Origin of the sequence: Exiguobacterium sp. s128 (genome assembly GCF_018618815.1) — a bacterium.
GTDB classification, from domain to species: Bacteria; Bacillota; Bacilli; order Exiguobacteriales; family Exiguobacteriaceae; genus Exiguobacterium_A; species Exiguobacterium_A antarcticum.
Genome location: NZ_JACSMT010000048.1, coordinates 1 through 18,746, shown reverse-complemented (window position 1 = coordinate 18,746; position 18,746 = coordinate 1). Strand labels below are relative to the sequence as shown.

16 protein-coding genes are annotated in these 18,746 nt (G+C 47.9%); 7 read left to right on the top strand and 9 right to left on the bottom strand.

The window, feature by feature from the left end; translation table 11 throughout:
- Positions 1 to 125 precede the first annotated feature (125 nt).
- From KNQ13_RS13820 to KNQ13_RS13780, 9 genes are all read right to left on the bottom strand, one after another.
- Positions 126 to 1,433, bottom strand: coding sequence for a globin-coupled sensor protein (locus KNQ13_RS13820; protein WP_014969278.1), 1,308 nt, complete (start codon positions 1,431 to 1,433; stop codon positions 126 to 128).
- Between the two features lie 206 nt (positions 1,434 to 1,639).
- A complete protein-coding gene (locus tag KNQ13_RS13815; protein ID WP_014969279.1) occupies positions 1,640 to 1,864 on the bottom strand; it encodes a hypothetical protein in 225 nt (74 codons plus the stop codon).
- An 86-nt stretch (positions 1,865 to 1,950) separates the two neighbouring features.
- A complete protein-coding gene (locus KNQ13_RS13810) occupies positions 1,951 to 2,157 on the bottom strand; it encodes a cation transporter (RefSeq protein WP_014969280.1) in 207 nt (68 codons plus the stop codon).
- 2 nt (positions 2,158 to 2,159) lie between these two features.
- Positions 2,160 to 4,286 carry a heavy metal translocating P-type ATPase gene (locus KNQ13_RS13805; protein ID WP_014969281.1) on the bottom strand — a complete coding sequence of 709 codons (2,127 nt, stop codon included), beginning with the start codon at positions 4,284 to 4,286 and terminating at the stop codon, positions 2,160 to 2,162.
- A 12-nt stretch (positions 4,287 to 4,298) separates the two neighbouring features.
- Positions 4,299 to 4,595: a metal-sensitive transcriptional regulator gene (locus tag KNQ13_RS13800; RefSeq protein WP_014969282.1), complete on the bottom strand. Its 297-nt coding sequence runs from the start codon at positions 4,593 to 4,595 to the stop codon at positions 4,299 to 4,301.
- Between the two features lie 134 nt (positions 4,596 to 4,729).
- Positions 4,730 to 6,262 (bottom strand): DHA2 family efflux MFS transporter permease subunit, encoded by a 1,533-nt coding sequence (locus KNQ13_RS13795; protein ID WP_014969283.1) that lies wholly within the window; start codon positions 6,260 to 6,262, stop codon positions 4,730 to 4,732.
- Positions 6,263 to 6,492: 230 nt separating this feature from the next.
- A complete protein-coding gene (ytxJ, locus tag KNQ13_RS13790) occupies positions 6,493 to 6,819 on the bottom strand; it encodes a bacillithiol system redox-active protein YtxJ (protein WP_014969284.1) in 327 nt (108 codons plus the stop codon).
- Between the two features lie 4 nt (positions 6,820 to 6,823).
- On the bottom strand, positions 6,824 to 8,449 hold the full coding sequence (locus tag KNQ13_RS13785) for an acetolactate synthase large subunit (protein WP_026830609.1): 1,626 nt from the start codon (positions 8,447 to 8,449) through the stop codon (positions 6,824 to 6,826).
- Positions 8,446 to 9,885 carry an NAD-dependent succinate-semialdehyde dehydrogenase gene (locus tag KNQ13_RS13780; RefSeq protein ID WP_014969286.1) on the bottom strand — a complete coding sequence of 480 codons (1,440 nt, stop codon included), beginning with the start codon at positions 9,883 to 9,885 and terminating at the stop codon, positions 8,446 to 8,448. Before KNQ13_RS13780 ends, KNQ13_RS13785 begins: the two co-directional genes overlap by 4 nt.
- Before the next feature lie 368 nt (positions 9,886 to 10,253).
- On the opposite strand from KNQ13_RS13780, the gene KNQ13_RS13775 reads away from it, so the two are divergent.
- The 7 genes from KNQ13_RS13775 (at position 10,254) to KNQ13_RS13745 (ending at position 18,614) form a co-directional block, all read left to right on the top strand.
- Positions 10,254 to 11,954, top strand: a complete 1,701-nt coding sequence (locus tag KNQ13_RS13775) for a glycoside hydrolase family 13 protein (RefSeq protein ID WP_014969287.1) — start codon at positions 10,254 to 10,256, stop codon at positions 11,952 to 11,954.
- Between the two features lie 248 nt (positions 11,955 to 12,202).
- Positions 12,203 to 12,625, top strand: coding sequence for a YwiB family protein (locus KNQ13_RS13770; protein ID WP_236624356.1), 423 nt, complete (start codon positions 12,203 to 12,205; stop codon positions 12,623 to 12,625).
- Positions 12,615 to 13,034, top strand: coding sequence for a hypothetical protein (locus KNQ13_RS13765; RefSeq protein ID WP_014969289.1), 420 nt, complete (start codon positions 12,615 to 12,617; stop codon positions 13,032 to 13,034). The genes KNQ13_RS13770 and KNQ13_RS13765 overlap by 11 nt, the downstream gene beginning before the upstream one ends.
- Before the next feature lie 233 nt (positions 13,035 to 13,267).
- On the top strand, positions 13,268 to 14,311 hold the full coding sequence (locus KNQ13_RS13760) for a zinc-binding dehydrogenase (RefSeq protein ID WP_026830612.1): 1,044 nt from the start codon (positions 13,268 to 13,270) through the stop codon (positions 14,309 to 14,311).
- 285 nt (positions 14,312 to 14,596) lie between these two features.
- Positions 14,597 to 16,729 carry a (Fe-S)-binding protein gene (locus tag KNQ13_RS13755; RefSeq protein ID WP_026830613.1) on the top strand — a complete coding sequence of 711 codons (2,133 nt, stop codon included), beginning with the start codon at positions 14,597 to 14,599 and terminating at the stop codon, positions 16,727 to 16,729.
- A 138-nt stretch (positions 16,730 to 16,867) separates the two neighbouring features.
- Positions 16,868 to 17,266, top strand: coding sequence for a MerR family transcriptional regulator (locus tag KNQ13_RS13750; protein WP_014969292.1), 399 nt, complete (start codon positions 16,868 to 16,870; stop codon positions 17,264 to 17,266).
- Between the two features lie 34 nt (positions 17,267 to 17,300).
- Positions 17,301 to 18,614 carry a hemolysin family protein gene (locus KNQ13_RS13745; RefSeq protein WP_014969293.1) on the top strand — a complete coding sequence of 438 codons (1,314 nt, stop codon included), beginning with the start codon at positions 17,301 to 17,303 and terminating at the stop codon, positions 18,612 to 18,614.
- Positions 18,615 to 18,746 lie beyond the last annotated feature (132 nt).

Below are 18,746 nucleotides of genomic sequence, written 5' to 3'. Positions count from 1 at the left end.
CAAAAATTTAGATGTGGCCATAGAAAAAGCTCCCTTCAAAAGTAGACAGTTTTGTTATTTCAACTGTCTACTTTTGTGGGAGCATATCAGATCGGTCCATTTGCTGTTTACGATGTAGAGAGACGTTAAGCGTTTAGTTCAGAAGCTGCGACGAGGTCTGTCGTCAAGGCAGAGAGTCCTTGTGTCGTTTGACTGATGCCCTGAATCGTTTGGACGATTTGGCTCAGATCATTTTTATTGCGACCGAACATATCCAAGTAGTTTTCCATCTCTTGTTTAACGGTATGGATGCCGCTTTTCACTTGTTGTAATTCATTTCGAGATGCTGAGTTGGAACGGGTGATATCTTCCATCTGGGAGACGAGTTCGTTAATATTACCGTTATTTTTTTGAATCAAGGTATTGATGCTGCTGCTGAGTAATTTAGCGTTTTCTGCTAAGTTACGGACTTCGATCGCAACGACGGAGAAGCCTTTACCATGTTCACCTGCACGAGCGGCCTCGATGGAAGCATTCAAAGCAAGCAGGTTGGTCTGGTTGGCAATGTCTTCGATTCCTTGTGTCATCTTGACGATTTCGTCAGACGTTGTTTTCAACTGTTGGATGCTTGTTAACGACGTACTGACTTGTTCTGTCGCTTGGACAAATTGTTGCTCCATTTTATCCATCTGCGTTTCGTTTTCTGATGTCAAGCCGACGAGATTACGACTTGTTTTTTCGGTTTGATTCGTCTCAGACAAGATTTGTGTGGCTCGGCGACTTGTTTCTAAGATCGCACCTTCCGTCTGTTCAACTGTACTTGCGACTTCCTGGCTGACCCGGACGACGTCCTGTAACAAACGGCTCCGTGAGTCATTGGCGGCACTGACTTCATGTAAACGAGCATCGACATATTGACTCGTCACGATTTGGGCATCGAGATTCATCGCATGATTCAATGCTAAAATCGCATTCGCCAATTGGGCCGGTTCGTGTTGGAAATGTTCGACGATTTTCGGGATCAGTAATGTATTAAAAGCAGCGTAAGAAGCGATGAACCACGTGACAGGGACGAACGTCCGGTTGTGGGTTTTCCCCATCCGTGTCCGCATCGCGAGGAACTTGTCATCCATGTTTCCAGTCAATAAACTTCCGAAATAGTCAGCAAACACTTTTTTCAGACGTTCCCGTGTCGAAGAATTTTGAGCGATTTGGACCATTTCCGGATGAAGGAGTAAATGATCGAGTACTTGCTCGAGTACTTCGTCTAACACACTGTTGACGACAGGTGCCATCGCCTTTAAGGTTTGTAAATGTTCTTCCGTGTAGCCCATGTATTCCAGGCGTCCTGTTAAGCTTGGATCACTTGTTTTCGTAATCAGTCGTTTGTCTGGAAATCCGATGGTCGCCTGATAGGTCGACGTCGATGATTTAGTTTTAAATGGATTGCGCACGATATGCCCCCGATTTTCTTGGAATTAAGATTTTTAGTGTCTTGTTAGTTATCGGCTGTTTCTAGAAATCTAATAATCATTTTCTGAAAAATTTGCTCCTACTTAACAAAATATTGACCTGAAATGAAAAAACTCATGGTCTGTGACCATGAGTGGAATCTCCACTTCGAAAGCGAAGGGTACACGTTATATATGTTATCCATCATTTAGACAAATTGATCTTTTTGAAACGCTTTTTGGGCATCAACGATCGACCGCATCCGGCTTACGCAGTCTTGAACGAATTGGATGTCGATCGACGTAAAGCGAGTGACAGGTCCTTTGGCTGACTCAGCGCTAAATGTGAAGGTTCCGAGATTCCAAAGTTCGATTTTAAATCGTTTTCCTTTGTTGTCATCGAAGTATTCTACGAATTCGATTTTCGGTACCATACGAACCCCTCCTTGTTAAACCATTCCCGATTTACTCAAAATAAAAAAGCCAAATTGCGCTTTTCGCACAGTTTGGCTCAAAATATTTAAGCAGTCGGTACATCATAACCAATTTCTTCGATCGCTTCGACAAGACGTTCTGTCGCGACATCGTCGTGTGTGACCGTAACCTGATTGTCCGGAAGTGATACCGTTGCATTCGTGACGCCATCGAGTTCGTTTAACGCCGATTCGACGCTCGCTTTACAGTGGTTACACGTCATCCCGATGACGTTTAGAGTTGTTTCTTTCATGATCATTTTCCTCCTTTGGATAATGGAATACGTTTTAAGCGTAACGCATTTGTGACGACAGATACAGAGCTGAAGGCCATCGCGGCACCTGCGACCCATGGGGCAAGGAGTCCGAGGAAAGCAATCGGAATTCCAATCGTATTGTAGCCGAGTGCAAAAAACAGATTTTGACGAATGTTTTTCATCGTCTGCTCGCTTAAGCGGATGGCTGTTGCGACTTGTTGCAGATCATGTCCAAGCAGGGTGACATCTGCCGCTTCAAGTGCGACATCTGTCCCGCTGCCAAGCGCAATCCCAACATCTGCTGTCGCAAGGGCTGGTGCGTCATTGATGCCATCGCCGACCATCGCCACCCGTTGACCCGTTGCTTGTAGGGCTTTGATTTTGTCTGCTTTTTCAATCGGTAACACATCGGCAAAGACCTGTGTCTGCGGAATACCAAGTTCATGTGCGAGCTCCAAGGCGACTTCTTGTCGGTCGCCCGTCAACAGATAGACCGCTTTAGTTTGCTGAAGCTCTTGAATGACGTGTTTCGTTGTTGGTTTGAGTTCATCCCGAATCGCATAACCGGCTTCGATCTGTCCGTCGACCGCAACATAGACGAACGTCGCACCAGTGGAAGTCCAGTCGGGGAGAATCAGCTCATGCTCACGCATCATCCGTGCTGAACCGACCATCACGTGATGTCCTAAAATCGTTCCGCGGACACCACGTCCGGCATCGACGGTGAAGTCTTCAATATCAAAGACGACATCTCGTTCTTCCGTGACTGCATGGGCAAGGGGATGTTCTGATTTTTTTTCAATGGCTGCCGCAAAATCGAGTGCTTGTTCCTGTCCGAACGTTTGCACGACGACAGGTCGGCCAATCGTCAACGTACCAGTCTTATCAAAGACGACGGCATCGACATGTTGTAACGATTCCAGCTGGGCACCACCTTTGAACAGTACGCCGTGTTCTGCTCCTTTACCCGTTCCGACCATGATCGAGGTCGGGGTGGCAAGTCCAAGGGCACACGGACAGGCGATGACGAGCACGGCAATCGCCGGCCGGATGGCTTCGGCAAACGAGCCGGTCGTCCACCACCAAACAGCAAGTGTCACGATGGCGATGGCGACGACGATTGGAACGAAGATACCAGAAATTCGGTCTGCTTGTCTCTGAATCGGTGCCTTTTCCGTTTGCGCCTGTTCGACGACCCGGATGATGTTCGCAAGCATCGTCTCTTGACCGACTTTGGTCGCTGCAATCAGGAGATGACCATTCGTATTTAACGTCCCTCCGATGACAGCGTCATGAACAGTTTTATGAGCAGGAAGCGGTTCACCGGTCAACATCGATTCATCGAGATAGGCGTCTCCAGAGACGATCACGCCATCAACCGGAATTTTTTGTCCGGGTTTAACGACGAGTTGCATCCCGACTTGGACATGCTCCATCGAGACTTTCCGTTCGATGCCGTCTTCAAGTACGACAGCATCGGTCGCCTGTAAGGAAAGAAGACTTTTGATGGCGCCGGTCGTTTGTTGTTTGGCCCGATCTTCTAACACTTTTCCCAAAAGGACAAGCGTAATCAGGACGGCACTTGTCTCAAAATAGAGATTTGGCATGAGCGGATGGATCAGCATTTCTGCAATCGAGTAGAAATAAGCCGCGGAAGTTCCGAGTACGACCAAAACATCCATGTTGGCGCTGCCGCTGCGGAGACTCTTATAGGCACCGCTGTAGAAGGGGGCACCGATGATGAACTGGACAGGTGTCGCAAGTGCAAATTGAAGCCACGGATTCATCAGGAACGGCAGATGAAGCGGACTGTTCGGAATATGCGACACCATGCTGAGTAACAAGGGTAACGACAGTAACGCAGCGATGAAAAACCGATAGAGCATCCGACGATTTTGAACCTGTTCGTGGGGCGTCGTCTTGAGTGTCGCACCGTAACCGACTTTTTTGATTTTATCAAGGATCACCTGTTCTTCCATCTCGTCCGGTACCGCAATCCGTGCCGTCTCAAGAGGTAAGTTGACGGTCGCTTCGACACCGTCCATCCGGTTCAAGACTTTTTCGATCCGTGCGGAACAGGCAGCACAGGTCATGCCTTCGATATTCAGTTCAATCGTTTTCGACATCAGATTCCCTCCTTACTTTTTAAGACGAGCGATGACAGCCATCAGTTCGTCGACGTAAACATCGGTCTCTTGTTGCCCGGTTGCCGCGTCATGGAGACACATCTTGACATGACGTTCGATGATTTGCAGTTCGACCTGGCGTAAAGCCGCTTGAATCGAGGCGGTTTGGGTCAAGATATCGATACAATAGCGATCGTCCGCCACCATATTGGCAATACCACGGACTTGTCCTTCGATCCGCTTCAAGCGTTTCGTCAAAGCATCCTGCTCTTCAGAGGAGCGGGGGACAAGGGGATGATCATGGTTCATGGGGGACACCTCTTTCTTCTGTAGTAGTTGTTATGTGGAGTATATCATATAGGTATAGGGGGTACCAGTATATTGTTTATACCTGAAAAACCGCTTCATCCAAAAGGACGAAGCGGATCGGATAGACAATCTGCTTATTGGTTCGAGACTTGTGGTTTGATGATTTGTTCGTTGAGCGAACGGTTGCTGATGATGTCTTCCGCTTGCGTTGCTCGTTTGATGAAGAAGGAGAGAAGAAACGCAAGACCGGCGATGAACGTCGAGATGAAGAAAGCGTAGTTGATGCCGTCAAGTGTTGCCTGCATCACGATTTGTTGTTTCATCGCTGCAGCGGCTTCAGCCGTTGGTTGACTTGTCATATTTTTCGCTGCTTCTTGTGCGAGTTCCGTTCCACGTGTTTTCGCATGAGTCGACATGATCGTCACGAGTAGAGCCGTTCCGATTGCACCCGATACTTGTTGCAACGTATTGTTCATCGCAGTACCGTGCGGATAATAACGTGTTGGCAACTGGTTTAAGCCGTTCGTCGAAACAGGCATCATGACCATCGACATCCCGAACATCCGGAGTGAATAAAGAATGATCAAATGGGTGTAGGTCGTATCCATTTCGAGCTGACTGAAGTAATAACTCGTGACGACGGTAATGAATAAACCCGTGATTGCCAGTGGACGTCCACCGATTTTATCAAACAATTTTCCGTTGATCGGCGACATGACAGCCATCAAAATCGCACCCGGTAGTAACATCAGACCGGCATCGAGTGGTGAGATACCACGAATCGTCTGGACATAAATCGGGAGCAGCAACATTCCGGAGAACATCGCGATCGTCACGACCATCGAGATGACGGATGATAAGGCGAACATCGGATACCGGTAAATCTTGAAGTTAAGCATCGGACGTTCCATTTTCAATTGACGCGTAATGAAGGTGACGAGTGCGATGACACCGATGACCAGCGCCAGGATGACCTGCAGGCTATCCCAGCCTTTAGAGCCGGCAGAACTAAAGCCGTACAAAAGACCTCCGAATCCGAACGAAGACAAGACGACGGAAGTAAAGTCGAGTTTCGCATCGGAACGTTCTTTGACGTCCCGGAGTAAAACGACTCCACCAACCAGGACAATCAAAGCGATCGGTGTAATGAAGTGGAACAACATCCGCCAATCGTAATGTTCGATGATCCAACCGGAAAGTGTCGGCCCGATAGCTGGGGCACCCATCATGATAAGACCGAAGAAGCCCATCGCAGTTCCACGTTTTTCAATCGGAAAGCTGACTAACATGACGTTCATCAAAAGCGGCATCATGATCGCAGATCCTGAAGCCTGGATCATCCGTCCGGCGAGTAGAACCGGGAAAGTATCGGCGAATCCAGCAAGAATCGTCCCGAGCGAGAACAAGGTCATCGCTAAGATGAACAGACGGCGGACCGAGAATTTTTGAATCAAGAAAGCTGACGTCGGAATTAAAATCCCGTTGACGAGCATGAAACCTGTCGATAACCATTGGACCGTCGATGTTTCAATGTTCAGGTCTTTCATGATTGAAGGCAACGCAATGTTAAGTAGTGTGTTATTTAAGAAAGCGATAAAAGCACCGATCATCAGTACGGCAAGAATGCCGTAAGGGGGACGAGCGGACGTAGATTTTTCGTGTTGCATGGTATTCCTCCTTAATGAACTAACAGTACACAATTCTATACGGTCGTTATATCTGTTGTCTATCTTAATCTGATTTAGCTTGAATTACAAACATTAATAGCTAAGAAAGGTAATTTTATTTGTTGTGAACAAGATGGAGCTCGATTGAATTGGCTCCGATCAAAAAAATATCCCTTCTGGCTGTTTGATGACAACAGGCAGAAGGGATTTTTTTAGAAAACAGAAACGGCTTAACCAACATGCGTTTTTAAAGCGTCCGTCGTAATGTCGTAATGGGACGTCGTCCAAACGGCCCGACCATCCTGAACGAACAAGACTTGTGGCGATTCATGTCGGACGTTGTAGTGTTCCGCGATATGGTTCGATAACGTCCGTGCTTCTTGGATTAACAAGTAGGCGGTCGGAATCGATGTCGTATCGGCGTATTTCGTATACTCGGAAAAACCAGCCGAACTGATCGGACATGTCGTACTGTGTTTACAGATGACAAACGTGGTGTGTTCGGAAACGAATTGATCAAAGTCAGAAATCGATTGTAATTTTCGTAGTTGTGTCATTTTATCATCCTCCATAAGTCCGTAAACGGTCACTTAACTTCAGATTCTCCCTGTAATCGACGGGACAGTCAATCAAAACGGGTCCGTCACTCGTAAAAGCTTGCTTGAGACAAGCGGCAAGCGTCCCATGTTCGCCGACACGAAGACCAAGGGCGCCAAAGGCGACAGCCAGTTGAACAAGATCGGGATTATCAAACTCGATGTAGGGTGCCCGACCGTATGCTTGCTGCTGTTTCCATTCAATTAGTCCGTACGTCCCGTCGCGCCAGATGATGACGACGATTGGAAGTTTCAAGCGAACGGCGGTCTCGAGATCTTGACCGTTCATCAAGAAGGCACCGTCTCCGGAGGCGCACAAGATACGGCGTTCCGGATAAAGTAATTTAGCGGCAACCGCACTTGATAATCCGTACCCCATCGAAGAAAACCCGTTAGAGATGAACAGTTGGTTGGGACGTGTCGTCTGGAAATGCCGTCCGAGCCATACTTTATGTGCACCGACATCGGAAAAAATAATCCCGTCTTCACCGGTCGCCTGTTCGAGTTCCCGGACGATGCTTTGCGGGTGGAGGGGAAGGGCCATCGAATACGTCGCTTGGATTTCCTGACGCAAGCGATCGCGATCCTGTTGCCATCCGGTCCAAGCACGGTTCGGGACATCTCCGGACAGCAACTGTAACGTGTCCGGTAACGAACCAATCAGATTAGCGACGACCGGATAAAATTGATCGATTTCATGTTGATTCGTATCGATATGCAGGACCGGTGTCCGGTTCGGATTCCACTTTGAAGGTGGCAATTCGGTGATGTCATAGCCGATGGCAATGATTAAATCACTTTGGTCAAGAATCCGTTGATTGTAGTCGGCATTCGGTAAACCGATCGTATGGGCTGCCAGTTGGTGGAACGATGAGATTGTTCCTTTGCCCATCATCGTCTCGACGACTGGAGCCCCTAAACGTTCGACAAAGAGACGGAAAGCGTCCGTCGCACCACTTCGGTTGATTCCGAACCCGGCAATCACGACCGGTTTGGTCGCTTGTTCGATCTGACGCAAGACGGCGCTATCCTTGACGGACGTCGGATGGAGGAAGGTTGGGGCACTATCGCGTAAGACAGGTGTTTTCGCGTCGACATCGGACTTCGCGATATCTTCCGGGAAGGACAGATGTGTCGCGCCCGGTTTTTCAGAAGCAGCCTGAGCAAATGCTTGCCGGACGACTTCTGAAATGATTTCACCGGAAGCAATCGACGTACTCGATTTTGTGATGGGGCGATACATCTCAACTAAATCAAACATCTGGTGGGAGGCCTTATGTTGGCGCCATGTCGCCCCTTGGCCGGTAATCGCGACGACAGGGGAATGATCCATCGTTGCACTGGCGATTCCCGTCATCATGTTCGTTGCGCCAGGACCGAGTGTCGACAAACAAACGCCGGGGCGTCCGCTTAACCGTCCGAACATCGAGGCCATGAAGGCCGCATTGGTTTCGTGACGTGTCGTGATGAATGTGATGTCTGACTTACTGATTGCTTCGAGTAACGTGATGTTTTCTTCACCAGGAACACCAAAGATATGCGTGACCCCTTCAGCTTCTAGACACTGGACAAATCGTTCGGCGGCGTTCATTGGTCAAGACCGCCGATTGAGACATACTTCGTTTCAAGATAAGCCTCGAGCCCTTCGGATCCACCTTCGCGACCGACCCCTGACTGTTTCATCCCTCCGAATGGTGCTTGAGCGGCGGACGGCACACCGTCATTCCAACCGACGATGCCGTAGTCGAGATGTTCAATCGCCCGGAATGCCCGTGCGTAGTTGTTCGTGAAGACATAAGAAGCAAGACCAAACGGTGTTTGGTTGGCATAGTGGACGGCTTCTTCGTCCGAACTGACACGTTGGACAGGTGCGACCGGACCAAACGTCTCTTCGTTCATGATCAACATCTGTGGTGTGACGTCAGCGAGGACGGTTGCTTCATAATAATAGACGTCTTGTTCCTCGTCTGCGTGTCCCGCTCCACCGGTGACGATACGGGCTCCGGCAGACGTTGCGTCATCCACATGTTTTTTGACTTTTTCGTAACCGGCCTTGTTGATCATCGGACCGATTTTCGTTTCACGATCGAGCCCGTTTCCGGTTTTGAGTTTCGCCGTTTCCTGTCCTAACTTCTCGACGAAGGCGTCATAAATCGAATCCGAGACATAAATCCGGTTTCCGCAGACACATGTTTGACCACCATTACGGAACTTTGATTTGATCGTTTCCGCGACGGCAAGATCGAGGTCACAATCATCAAAGACGAGAATCGGGGCATGTCCACCGAGTTCAAGTGACATCGCTTTGATCGTCTCGGCGCCTTGTGCCATCAACGTCCGACCGACTTCCGTCGAACCGGTGAACGTAATCTTATCCACGTGTGGATGCGTGGCGAGTGATTCCCCTAAATCCTTCCCACTGCCGGTCACGGCATTGACGACCCCGTCCGGAATCCCAACTTCCTGACAGAGTTCAAGTAGCCGCAGTGCCGTCAGTGGAGTCGCTGTCGGTGGCTTCAGGACAAACGTACAGCCGGCGACGAGTGCCGGTGCTAACTTCCGCGTAATCATCGCAGCCGGGAAATTCCAGGGGGTAATCGCAGCAACGACACCGATTGGTTGCTGGATGACATGGAGCCGTTTGTTTGTATCGTGCGTTGGAATGATCCGACCGTAAGCCCGTTTTCCTTCTTCTGCAAACCATTTGACGAAGTTTGCCGCATATTCGACTTCGCCTTCCGACTCAGCGAGCGGTTTCCCCATCTCGAGTGTCATCAAGCGGGCCAATTCATCCTTTTTCTCAAGCATTTTTGCATACAACTTCTCAAGGAGAGCAGCCCGGTCATAGACAGTTCGTTTGGACCAAGCGGGAAAGGCAGCATGCGCCGCCTCGACCGCGTCGTTGACATCTGAACTCGTCCCATTTGGTACGCTACCAACGATTTCCCCGGTCGCTGGATTTTTTACATCCGTTCGTTCCCGTTGATGATCGAGCCATTGTCCATTAATTAAAAACTGTCCGTCCATCTTACAAAATCCCCCTTTTTTATTCGCATTGTTAAGGATATACCCGAAGTTTGAAAAAAAGATTCGCTTTTCTGAAAAAGGTTGTGCAAAAGGCTAGAAATTGTCCGATAAACAGTGTAGGATAATTCAGTAAATGTAATGTATTTTCTATTGAATAATTTGATGACAAACGAATGAGTTAAACGGATGTAAAGTAACGGAATGTATGTGGAAACGTTGACATTCCAACTCGGTTTGATAAGATGAATATAGGGTAATTGCGCAATCGGTTGCGCTTAAACGAAATCAATCGATGATTCATATAAAACATCAAGAAATACTATAAAAAACGGACAACAAAGACTGAAATACGAGAGGATTTATCCACAATGACACAAATGATACCACGCCATGAAACGGCACAAAAAACACTCACACGAGCTTGGTGGAAAGAGGCAGTTGCTTACCAAATCTATCCGCGCAGCTTTTATGATGCAAACAATGATGGAATCGGCGATATCCCGGGTATCATTGCCAAGTTGGATTATCTAAAAGATCTCGGAGTCGATGTATTATGGATTTGTCCGATGTTCAAATCACCGAATGATGACAATGGATATGACATCAGTGATTATGAAGACATCATGGATGAATTCGGAACGATGGCCGATTTTGATTTGTTAATGGAAGAAGCACATAAACGTGACATTAAAGTATTACTCGATTTAGTCGTCAACCACACGTCGGATGAACACCCGTGGTTCCTCGAGTCACGTTCGTCAAAAGAGAATGACAAACGGGACTGGTACATCTGGAAGGATGCCGTCAACGGCGGGGAGCCAAACAACTGGGAAAGTATCTTTGGTGGGTCGGCTTGGGAATACGATAAAAAAACGGAACAGTATTTCTTACACGTCTTCTCACGTCGCCAGCCGGATTTGAACTGGCAGAACAAGGACATGCGTCAAGCGGTCTACACGATGATCAATTGGTGGCTCGACAAAGGCGTGGACGGTTTCCGGATCGATGCGATCAGTCACATCAACAAGGATCAATCTTATGCTGACTTACCGAATCCACTCGGTATGCCCCATGTGCCTTCGTTTGAGATGCACATGAACGTCGAAGGAATTCATGAATACCTCGAAGAATTGAAAAACGAGACGTTTTCGAAATACGACATCATGACGGTCGGTGAAGCGAACGGTGTGACGCCGGAAGAAGCCGATCTCTGGGTCGGAGAAGAAAACGGGAAGATGAACATGGTCTTCCAGTTCGAGCACATGGATTTGTGGCGCGCCGATGCTGAAAAAGGTGTCGACGTCGTCAAGCTGAAACAAGTGTTGACGAAATGGCAAAAAGGACTCGAAGAGACGGGCTGGAACGCCTTGTATCTCGAAAACCATGACAAAGTCCGTTCCGTTTCACTCTGGGGCGATGAAGGACAGTACTGGAAACAAAGTGCGAAGTCACTTGCGATGATGTATTTCTTCATGCAAGGGACACCGTTCATCTACCAAGGGCAGGAAATCGGGATGACGAACGTGCAGTTCCCGGATATCTCGGATTATGATGACGTCGCGACAAAAAACATGTACAACATGCAACTCGCGTCAGGGAAAACACATCAAGAAATCATGGAAGTCATCTGGAATTCGTCGCGTGACAATTCCCGGACTCCGATGCAGTGGACGAATGAGAAAAATGGTGGATTCTCTGAACAATCCCCATGGTTCGGTGTCAATCCGAACTTTGCCGACATTAATGTCGCGTCACAGCAAACTGACGAAGATTCGATTCTCAACTTCTATAAACGGATGATTCAGATTCGGAAGATGGAAGAAACGTTGATCTACGGGGAATACGACTTGATTCTTCCGGAAGACACAAAAGTCTACGCGTACACGCGGACACTTGGGAACGAACAGTTCCTGATCGTCACGAACTTAAAAGATGAAGTGGCGGAAGTCGATACGGACATCATTCTCCATGCGGACAACATCATGTTAGGTAACTACGAGACGACACATCACGAAGGAACAGAACTTGTTCTTCAGCCGTTTGAAGCACGTCTGTACCGCGTACGATAAAACTAACGGACCAACTCAAAAAGGAATCACTCTTTTCTGCACGTACTTTCCTCAGGCGAGACACAAGCTAGTTTTCCTGCCATCCGGCAGGAAAGCGGGTCTTGTTTGTCTCTGACAGCGCAAGCAGGCTTGCGCTTTCTCCTGTAGGAGTCGTGAAGGGGGTGATTCCTTTTGCTGTGGCGAAAAAAGAAATCAAGAAGATGCAGGACAGAAGAAAATCGTGTACGCTAGACGATGAGGTGATAGAAGTGAAACCAGTACGTTATCCGGTCCGCCTGCGACAAGTGACATCGATTCAGGATGACGCGATGCGGGAGTCCGTTGAATTAGAAGCAGACGGGACCTTGTTTGAAACAAAAGACGGGTTTGCTCTGAAGTTCATCCAAGAAGATGAACAACCGATTGATACAACCATCAAATGGTCACACGATCAGGTCGCCTTGAACCGGAAAGGTCCGGTCTCGATGCACCATGTCTTCATTTTAGGTCAGAAGACAAAAAGTGGTTATGAGAGCCAGTTTGGTCAGATGGTGATGGAGACGGACACAGCCACGATTGAAATGACAGAACAACGTATGCAATTCCAGTACGGTTTGATGATGAATCATCAGCCGGTCGGTCTGTATACGATTGAATTAACTTGGGAACGGAGTGAAACAGATGGCATTTGAACAAACAGTAAAAGAGATGGAACAGATGCTCGAAGAAGATTGGTTCGAGTGGCTCGAGAATGATGAGCCGAAATACAATGAGTGGCGCGATCAGCTTGAGGCGCTCGCAGAACAGGTCATGACGGAATACAATTCGAAGGTCGATTCCGATGCGATTGATTCGTTATTATTGATCAACGAAGATTTACCGGTCTTGTACGGAGAAGATACGGTCATGCTCTACACAGCGTTACTTCATGCACGCAAGGAAGATGATTCGGTCTATGAACGTTACTTGACGATTTTAGGGGCGTTTTCGGAAGAAAATCATCCGGCTTTACGTGAAGTCGAACAGGCTGTCGCGAAAAAAGACTATAAAACAGCGTATGCGCGTGCCGTTAAATTACCGCAATCGCTTGGATTAGAATAAGTATCTGCTGCAGCAGTTCCATTCAAAGGATATTTGAAGGGGACTGCTTTTTTTGTGATTTTCTACACCAGGAGGCAGGCGTATGAGAACCTTTGCAGGATCATTTGAATGAGGCATCCAAATCCTATTATCTGACGAAAATATGGTTTGGTGATCAAACATAATCTGGTCTAAGACCTTTAAAAAGCGGGCAAAGGATAAAGAGAAACTGTTTTAGAGATGGAGGAAATCATATGAAAGTCGTTCAAGTCAACGGATACGGCGGTGTCGAGCAACTCGAAGTCGTCGAACGTCCAGTACCGACACCACGCGCTGGGGAAGTCCTGGTCGAAGTCAAAGCATGCGGCATCAACAATACGGAAATCTGGATGCGGGAAGGGGCCTACGGAACGGATGCCCAATCCGGCTGGAAACCGGAAGGCGTTCAGTTTCCCCGTGTCCCGGGTTCTGACATCAGTGGACGGATCGTACAGATCGGCAGCGGGGTCGATGAAGCACGCAACGGTCAAGACGTCGTCCTGTTCCCGTTCACGTCAAGTGGACAAGAGGGAACGGAACATATCAGTGAGGACATGTCGTTCATCGGATCAGAATATGACGGGGGATATGCCGAGTATGTCGTTTGGCCGGCAGAACTTTGTTATGCGATGCCGCTTGCGGATTATACGAAAAGTGCTGTTTTTTCCGTCAGTGGATTAACGGCGTGGCATATGAACGAACAGGTGCAGCTGCAACCAGGCCAAACGGTTCTTGTGACAGGCGCTAGTGGAGGTGTCGGGTCACTGAACGTCCAGATTGCGTCCCGTGTCTTCGGAGCAACGGTCATTGCATTGGTCAGAGACTTGAAGACGGAAGAGGCACTCAAACGTCTTGGAGCGACACATGTCTTGTCGTACCGCTCGGCACAATTGGCGGACGACATCGTTGCCGTTAACGGCGGACCGATTGACGCCGTTCTTGATGTCGTCGGGGACCCCTTATTTAAAACCGCACTCACGGTCCTGAAAAATGGCGGGAAGTTCTGTATTTCTGGTTCTGCCGGCGGACAACAGACGAATCTTGATTTTCGGACATTGTACTTAAAGCATTTGACATTTTACGGTTCTGTTCTTGGAACGCGTGCTGAATTCGCACGGATGCTTGACGCGATTGCGACCGGCAAACTGGAACCGGTCATTGATCGGACGTTCCCGCTTGAAGAAGCAGCGGCAGCCCAGTCCTACTTTAAAGAAACAGGCAAGCTCGGGAAAATCGTATTAATACCGAATCAAAATTAGAAAAATCTTGATTCGAAAAACGTGTGTACTCACTCGACTCCTACAGGAAAAAGCACGGTTACCCGTGCTGTCAGAGGCAGGTAAGACGCGACTCCATGTCCTTTGGACAAAGGAGGCGCGGCTTGCGCCTCGCCTGAGGAAAGCGAGAGAGAACAACACGTTTTTTGTATGGCCCCCAATCTAACAGCGTGTCAGAAAAAAACATTCAAATAATGAATGAATAGCCATTCATTATATGCTATACTCATATCAAATAATGGCTTTAGGGGGAAAGGGGTTTGTTTCATGGGGACATTTTTACTGATTAACTGGATTGCCTTCCTGCTCGTCGCAGGTTATGCAGGTTATTTGTTTGTGACACTCGTCAAAAGTCGGTACGACGCGATTCGCAGGGGGAAAAAGGCAGAATGGTCGCTAACGAACAAAGAACGGCTCAACGCCGTTTTAGTAAACGTCTTTGGACAAAAGAAACTGCTCAAGGACAAGAAGAGTGGCACGATTCATGTCATGATGTTTTACGGCTTTTTACTCGTTCAATTCGGAGCGATTGATTTTATCTGGAAGGGGCTCGCAGTCGGACAACGTTTTCCGCATATTCCGCTCGGACCACTTTATCCGATCTTTACATTTTTCCAGGAAATCGTCATGCTTGTCATTTTGGTTGCGGTCGTTTGGGGATTCTACCGCCGCTATGTCGAAAAATTGGTTCGATTAAAACGAAACTTCATGGCGGGTCTCGCCTTGATTTTCATCGGTGGTCTGATGGTCGCCGTTCTGTTCGGAAACGGATTTTTCCTAGTCTATGAAAATCATTCGACGTTTGGTGAACCGGTTGCGTCAGCCATTGCCTTTTTATTTAGCTGGGTACCACAGCAAGTGGCGTTTGGATTATTCGTTTTCTTCTGGTGGGCACACTTACTGTTCTTACTCAGCTTCATGGTCTACATTCCGCAAGGCAAACACGCCCACTTGATTGCCGGAACAGCCAACGTTTGGCTCGGACGGACATCAAAGGTCGGACGGATCACACCGATCGATCTGTCCGTCATGGAAGAAGCAGAGGATGACGAAGCGGAATTCAGCTTTGGCGTCAATCGGATTGAAGACTTTAATCAAAAGCAACTCGTTGATCTGTATGCCTGCGTTGAATGTGGGCGTTGTACGAATATGTGTCCGGCGAGTGGAACAGGGAAGATGTTATCACCGATGGACCTGATCGTTAAGCTACGTGATCACCTCAATATGAAGACAGCGGCAATCACACAAAAATCACCGTGGGGACCGGCGTTTGCTTTTGAAGGGTCGCAGGGGAATCAAATTGCTTCACTTGCTGCAGCAGGACAGATGGATGTCGTACCGGATTCATTGATCGGGAACGTCATCACGGAAGAAGAGATTTGGGCCTGTACGACATGCCGGAACTGTGAAGATCAATGTCCGGTCATGAACGAACACGTCGATAAAATCATCGATCTTCGTCGTCACCTCGTGATGATGGAAGGGAAGATGGACCCAGAGATGCAACGGACGATGGCAAACATCGAACGCCAAGGGAATCCATGGGGGATGAACCGGAAAGAACGTGAGAACTGGCGCAAGACGCGGGAAGAACTTGTCGTTCCGACAGCGAAGGAAAAGAAAAAAGCCGGCGAAGCGTTTGAGTATCTGTTCTGGGTTGGAGCGATGGGCTCATACGACAGCCGCAGTCAAAAAATCGCGATGGCATTTGCCCGTATCCTAAATGAAGCCGATATCTCGTTTGCGATTCTCGGAAACGATGAGAAAAACTCAGGCGATACACCACGCCGGATCGGAAATGAAGTCTTGTTCCAAGAACTCGCGGAAGCAAACATCAAATCGTTTGAGAAATATGACGTCAAGAAAATCGTCACGATTGATCCGCATGCCTATAACACGTTCAAAAATGAATACCCGGACTTCGGGCTGAGTCCGGATGTCGAAGTCTATCACCATACGGAACTGCTTGCCCGGTTGATTGACGACCAACGGATCAAACCGACGCATGAAGTCAAGGAACGCGTTGTCTATCATGATTCGTGTTACCTCGGTCGTTACAACGACATCTATGACGCACCACGTTATATCTTAGAAAAGATTCCAGGCATCACGCTTGTCGAAACGGAACGCAACCGCGAAAAAGGAATGTGTTGTGGAGCGGGTGGCGGTATGATGTGGCAGGAGGAAAAAGTCGGGGCACGCGTCAATGTCGCCCGGACCGAGCAGTTGTTGACGGTCCAGCCATCCGTCATCGGATCGGCTTGTCCGTACTGTCTGACGATGCTCAGCGACGGGACGAAGGCGAAAGAGGTCGACGAGCAAGTTGCGACATATGATGTCGTCGAACTGCTCGAACGGTCAATCGTCGGAACACCCGTGAAGGAAGCGGTAACAAACTGAGTTTAGAAAACAGTCGGAAAAAACGGAACGTCTCCTCTGATAAAGAGGGGGCGTTTTTTGAAGGTACCTAATAAGCATAACGTTGTTCTGTACGGTTTAACCGTGGTATGATAAAAATATTATCTAATGGAGTGGGAGGTGAGGATCCTTGGGAAGGCGTTGCTTAAAATCGGTCAGGTCGCGGAGGCCACCGGCTTATCAAAACGGACGATCGACTACTATACATCGCTCGGTTTATTAACAACAGAGCGGACAGCATCCGGCTATCGTTTGTATACGGAAGATGTCATTCAGCATATCCAAAAGATTGAGTATTTAAAAACACAACGGCTGTCCCTGCAAGAGATTCTTACTTTCTTCACCGAGCGTGAAGTCAAAACGGGTGACGCGATTTATCAGGAAGTACAGCAGCTTCAAGAAACGGTCAATGGACTCGAACAACGTTTGATGGAATCAACAGATTACGAAAAACAAGAGATTCGCCTGGAATTGTCTCGGCGTCTGACGTTGATCGCTTCCTTGATTGCACAGCTGTAACTAAAAAATGGAGGTGACCCCTGTTTAGGGGATTTTGGATACTATATTATTTATCAATTTATTTTTAGTGGTGTTACTGATTGTGTTGACTGCGTTTTTCGTCGGATCGGAGTTTGCCGTCGTCAAAGTACGGATGTCGCGCCTCGATCAAATGATTCAAGAGGGAAATAAAAGTGCCATCTTAGCAAAAAAGATTGCCGGAGACTTGGACTACTACTTGTCAGCCTGTCAGCTCGGAATTACCGTGACGGCACTTGGACTCGGGGCACTCGGTGAACCGACCGTCGAAAAAATCCTGCACCCTGTGTTTGATGAGTTCGGGATTTCAGCATCTGTTTCGACACTCTTGTCGTTTGGGATCGCCTTTATTTCCGTGACGTTCCTACACGTCGTCATCGGGGAACTGGCACCGAAGACACTTGCGATTCAGTATGCGGAAAAAATGACGTTGTTATTTGCCCGTCCCTTGTATATTTTCGGGAAAATCATGTATCCGTTCATTTGGTTACTCAACGGTTCCGCTCGATTATTCCTTGGATTATTTGGAGTCAAACCAGCTGGACACGAACAAGCCCACTCAGAAGATGAGTTGAAAATCATCATGGCACAAAGTTTCCAAAGTGGTGAGATCAATCAAACGGAACTGGCGCTCATGCAAAACGTGTTTGCGTTTGACGAACATGTCGTCAAAGATTTGATGGTCCCGCGGATGCGGATGGCAACGATTTCCGAACGTTTGTCGAAAGATGAATTGATGGAGATTTTCATGGACAATCCGTTTACGCGATACCCGGTCACGGAAGAAAATGATAAAGACCGGATTCTTGGTTACATCAACGTCAAAGAGATGTTGACAGATTTCGCCAACGGTAACGATCGTCCGGTTACGTATTACGTGAAAGATTTGCCGGTCGTCTCGGAAGTCACATCACTTCAAGATACGTTGCGGAAGATGAAAAAAACACGGTCACATATCGTACTTGTCGTTGACGAATATGGTGGAACAGCCGGAATCGTCGCAATGGAAGATTTACTTGAAGAAATCGTCGGTGAGATCCGTGACGAGTTTGATACGGATGAAGTCGAAGAAATCCAAGAGTTGCCGAACAATGAATATTTGGTTGCCGGAACGGTATTGCTCGAAGATCTTGAAGCCCGGTTCGGTTTGACGTTTACGAACGATGAAGACGTCGATACGATCGGTGGTTGGATCCAAATGCATAATATCGATCTTCAACCAGGCGAACACATTGATACGGAAGCTTTTTCTGTTGAAGTAATGGAAATGGAAAACTATCAAATCAATCAGATCAAATTGTGGTTACATCCGCTCGAACGAGCAGAATGATCAAAAACGTCTTTCGTCTTATGCGAAAGGCGTTTTTTTTTGTAGACGGTTTGTCAAATTAAGTGCAACACTTCTTCCGAGAAGACCTCGTATGCAGTTTTCCAGTTGAGACATTTCCGTGGTCTCCCATTG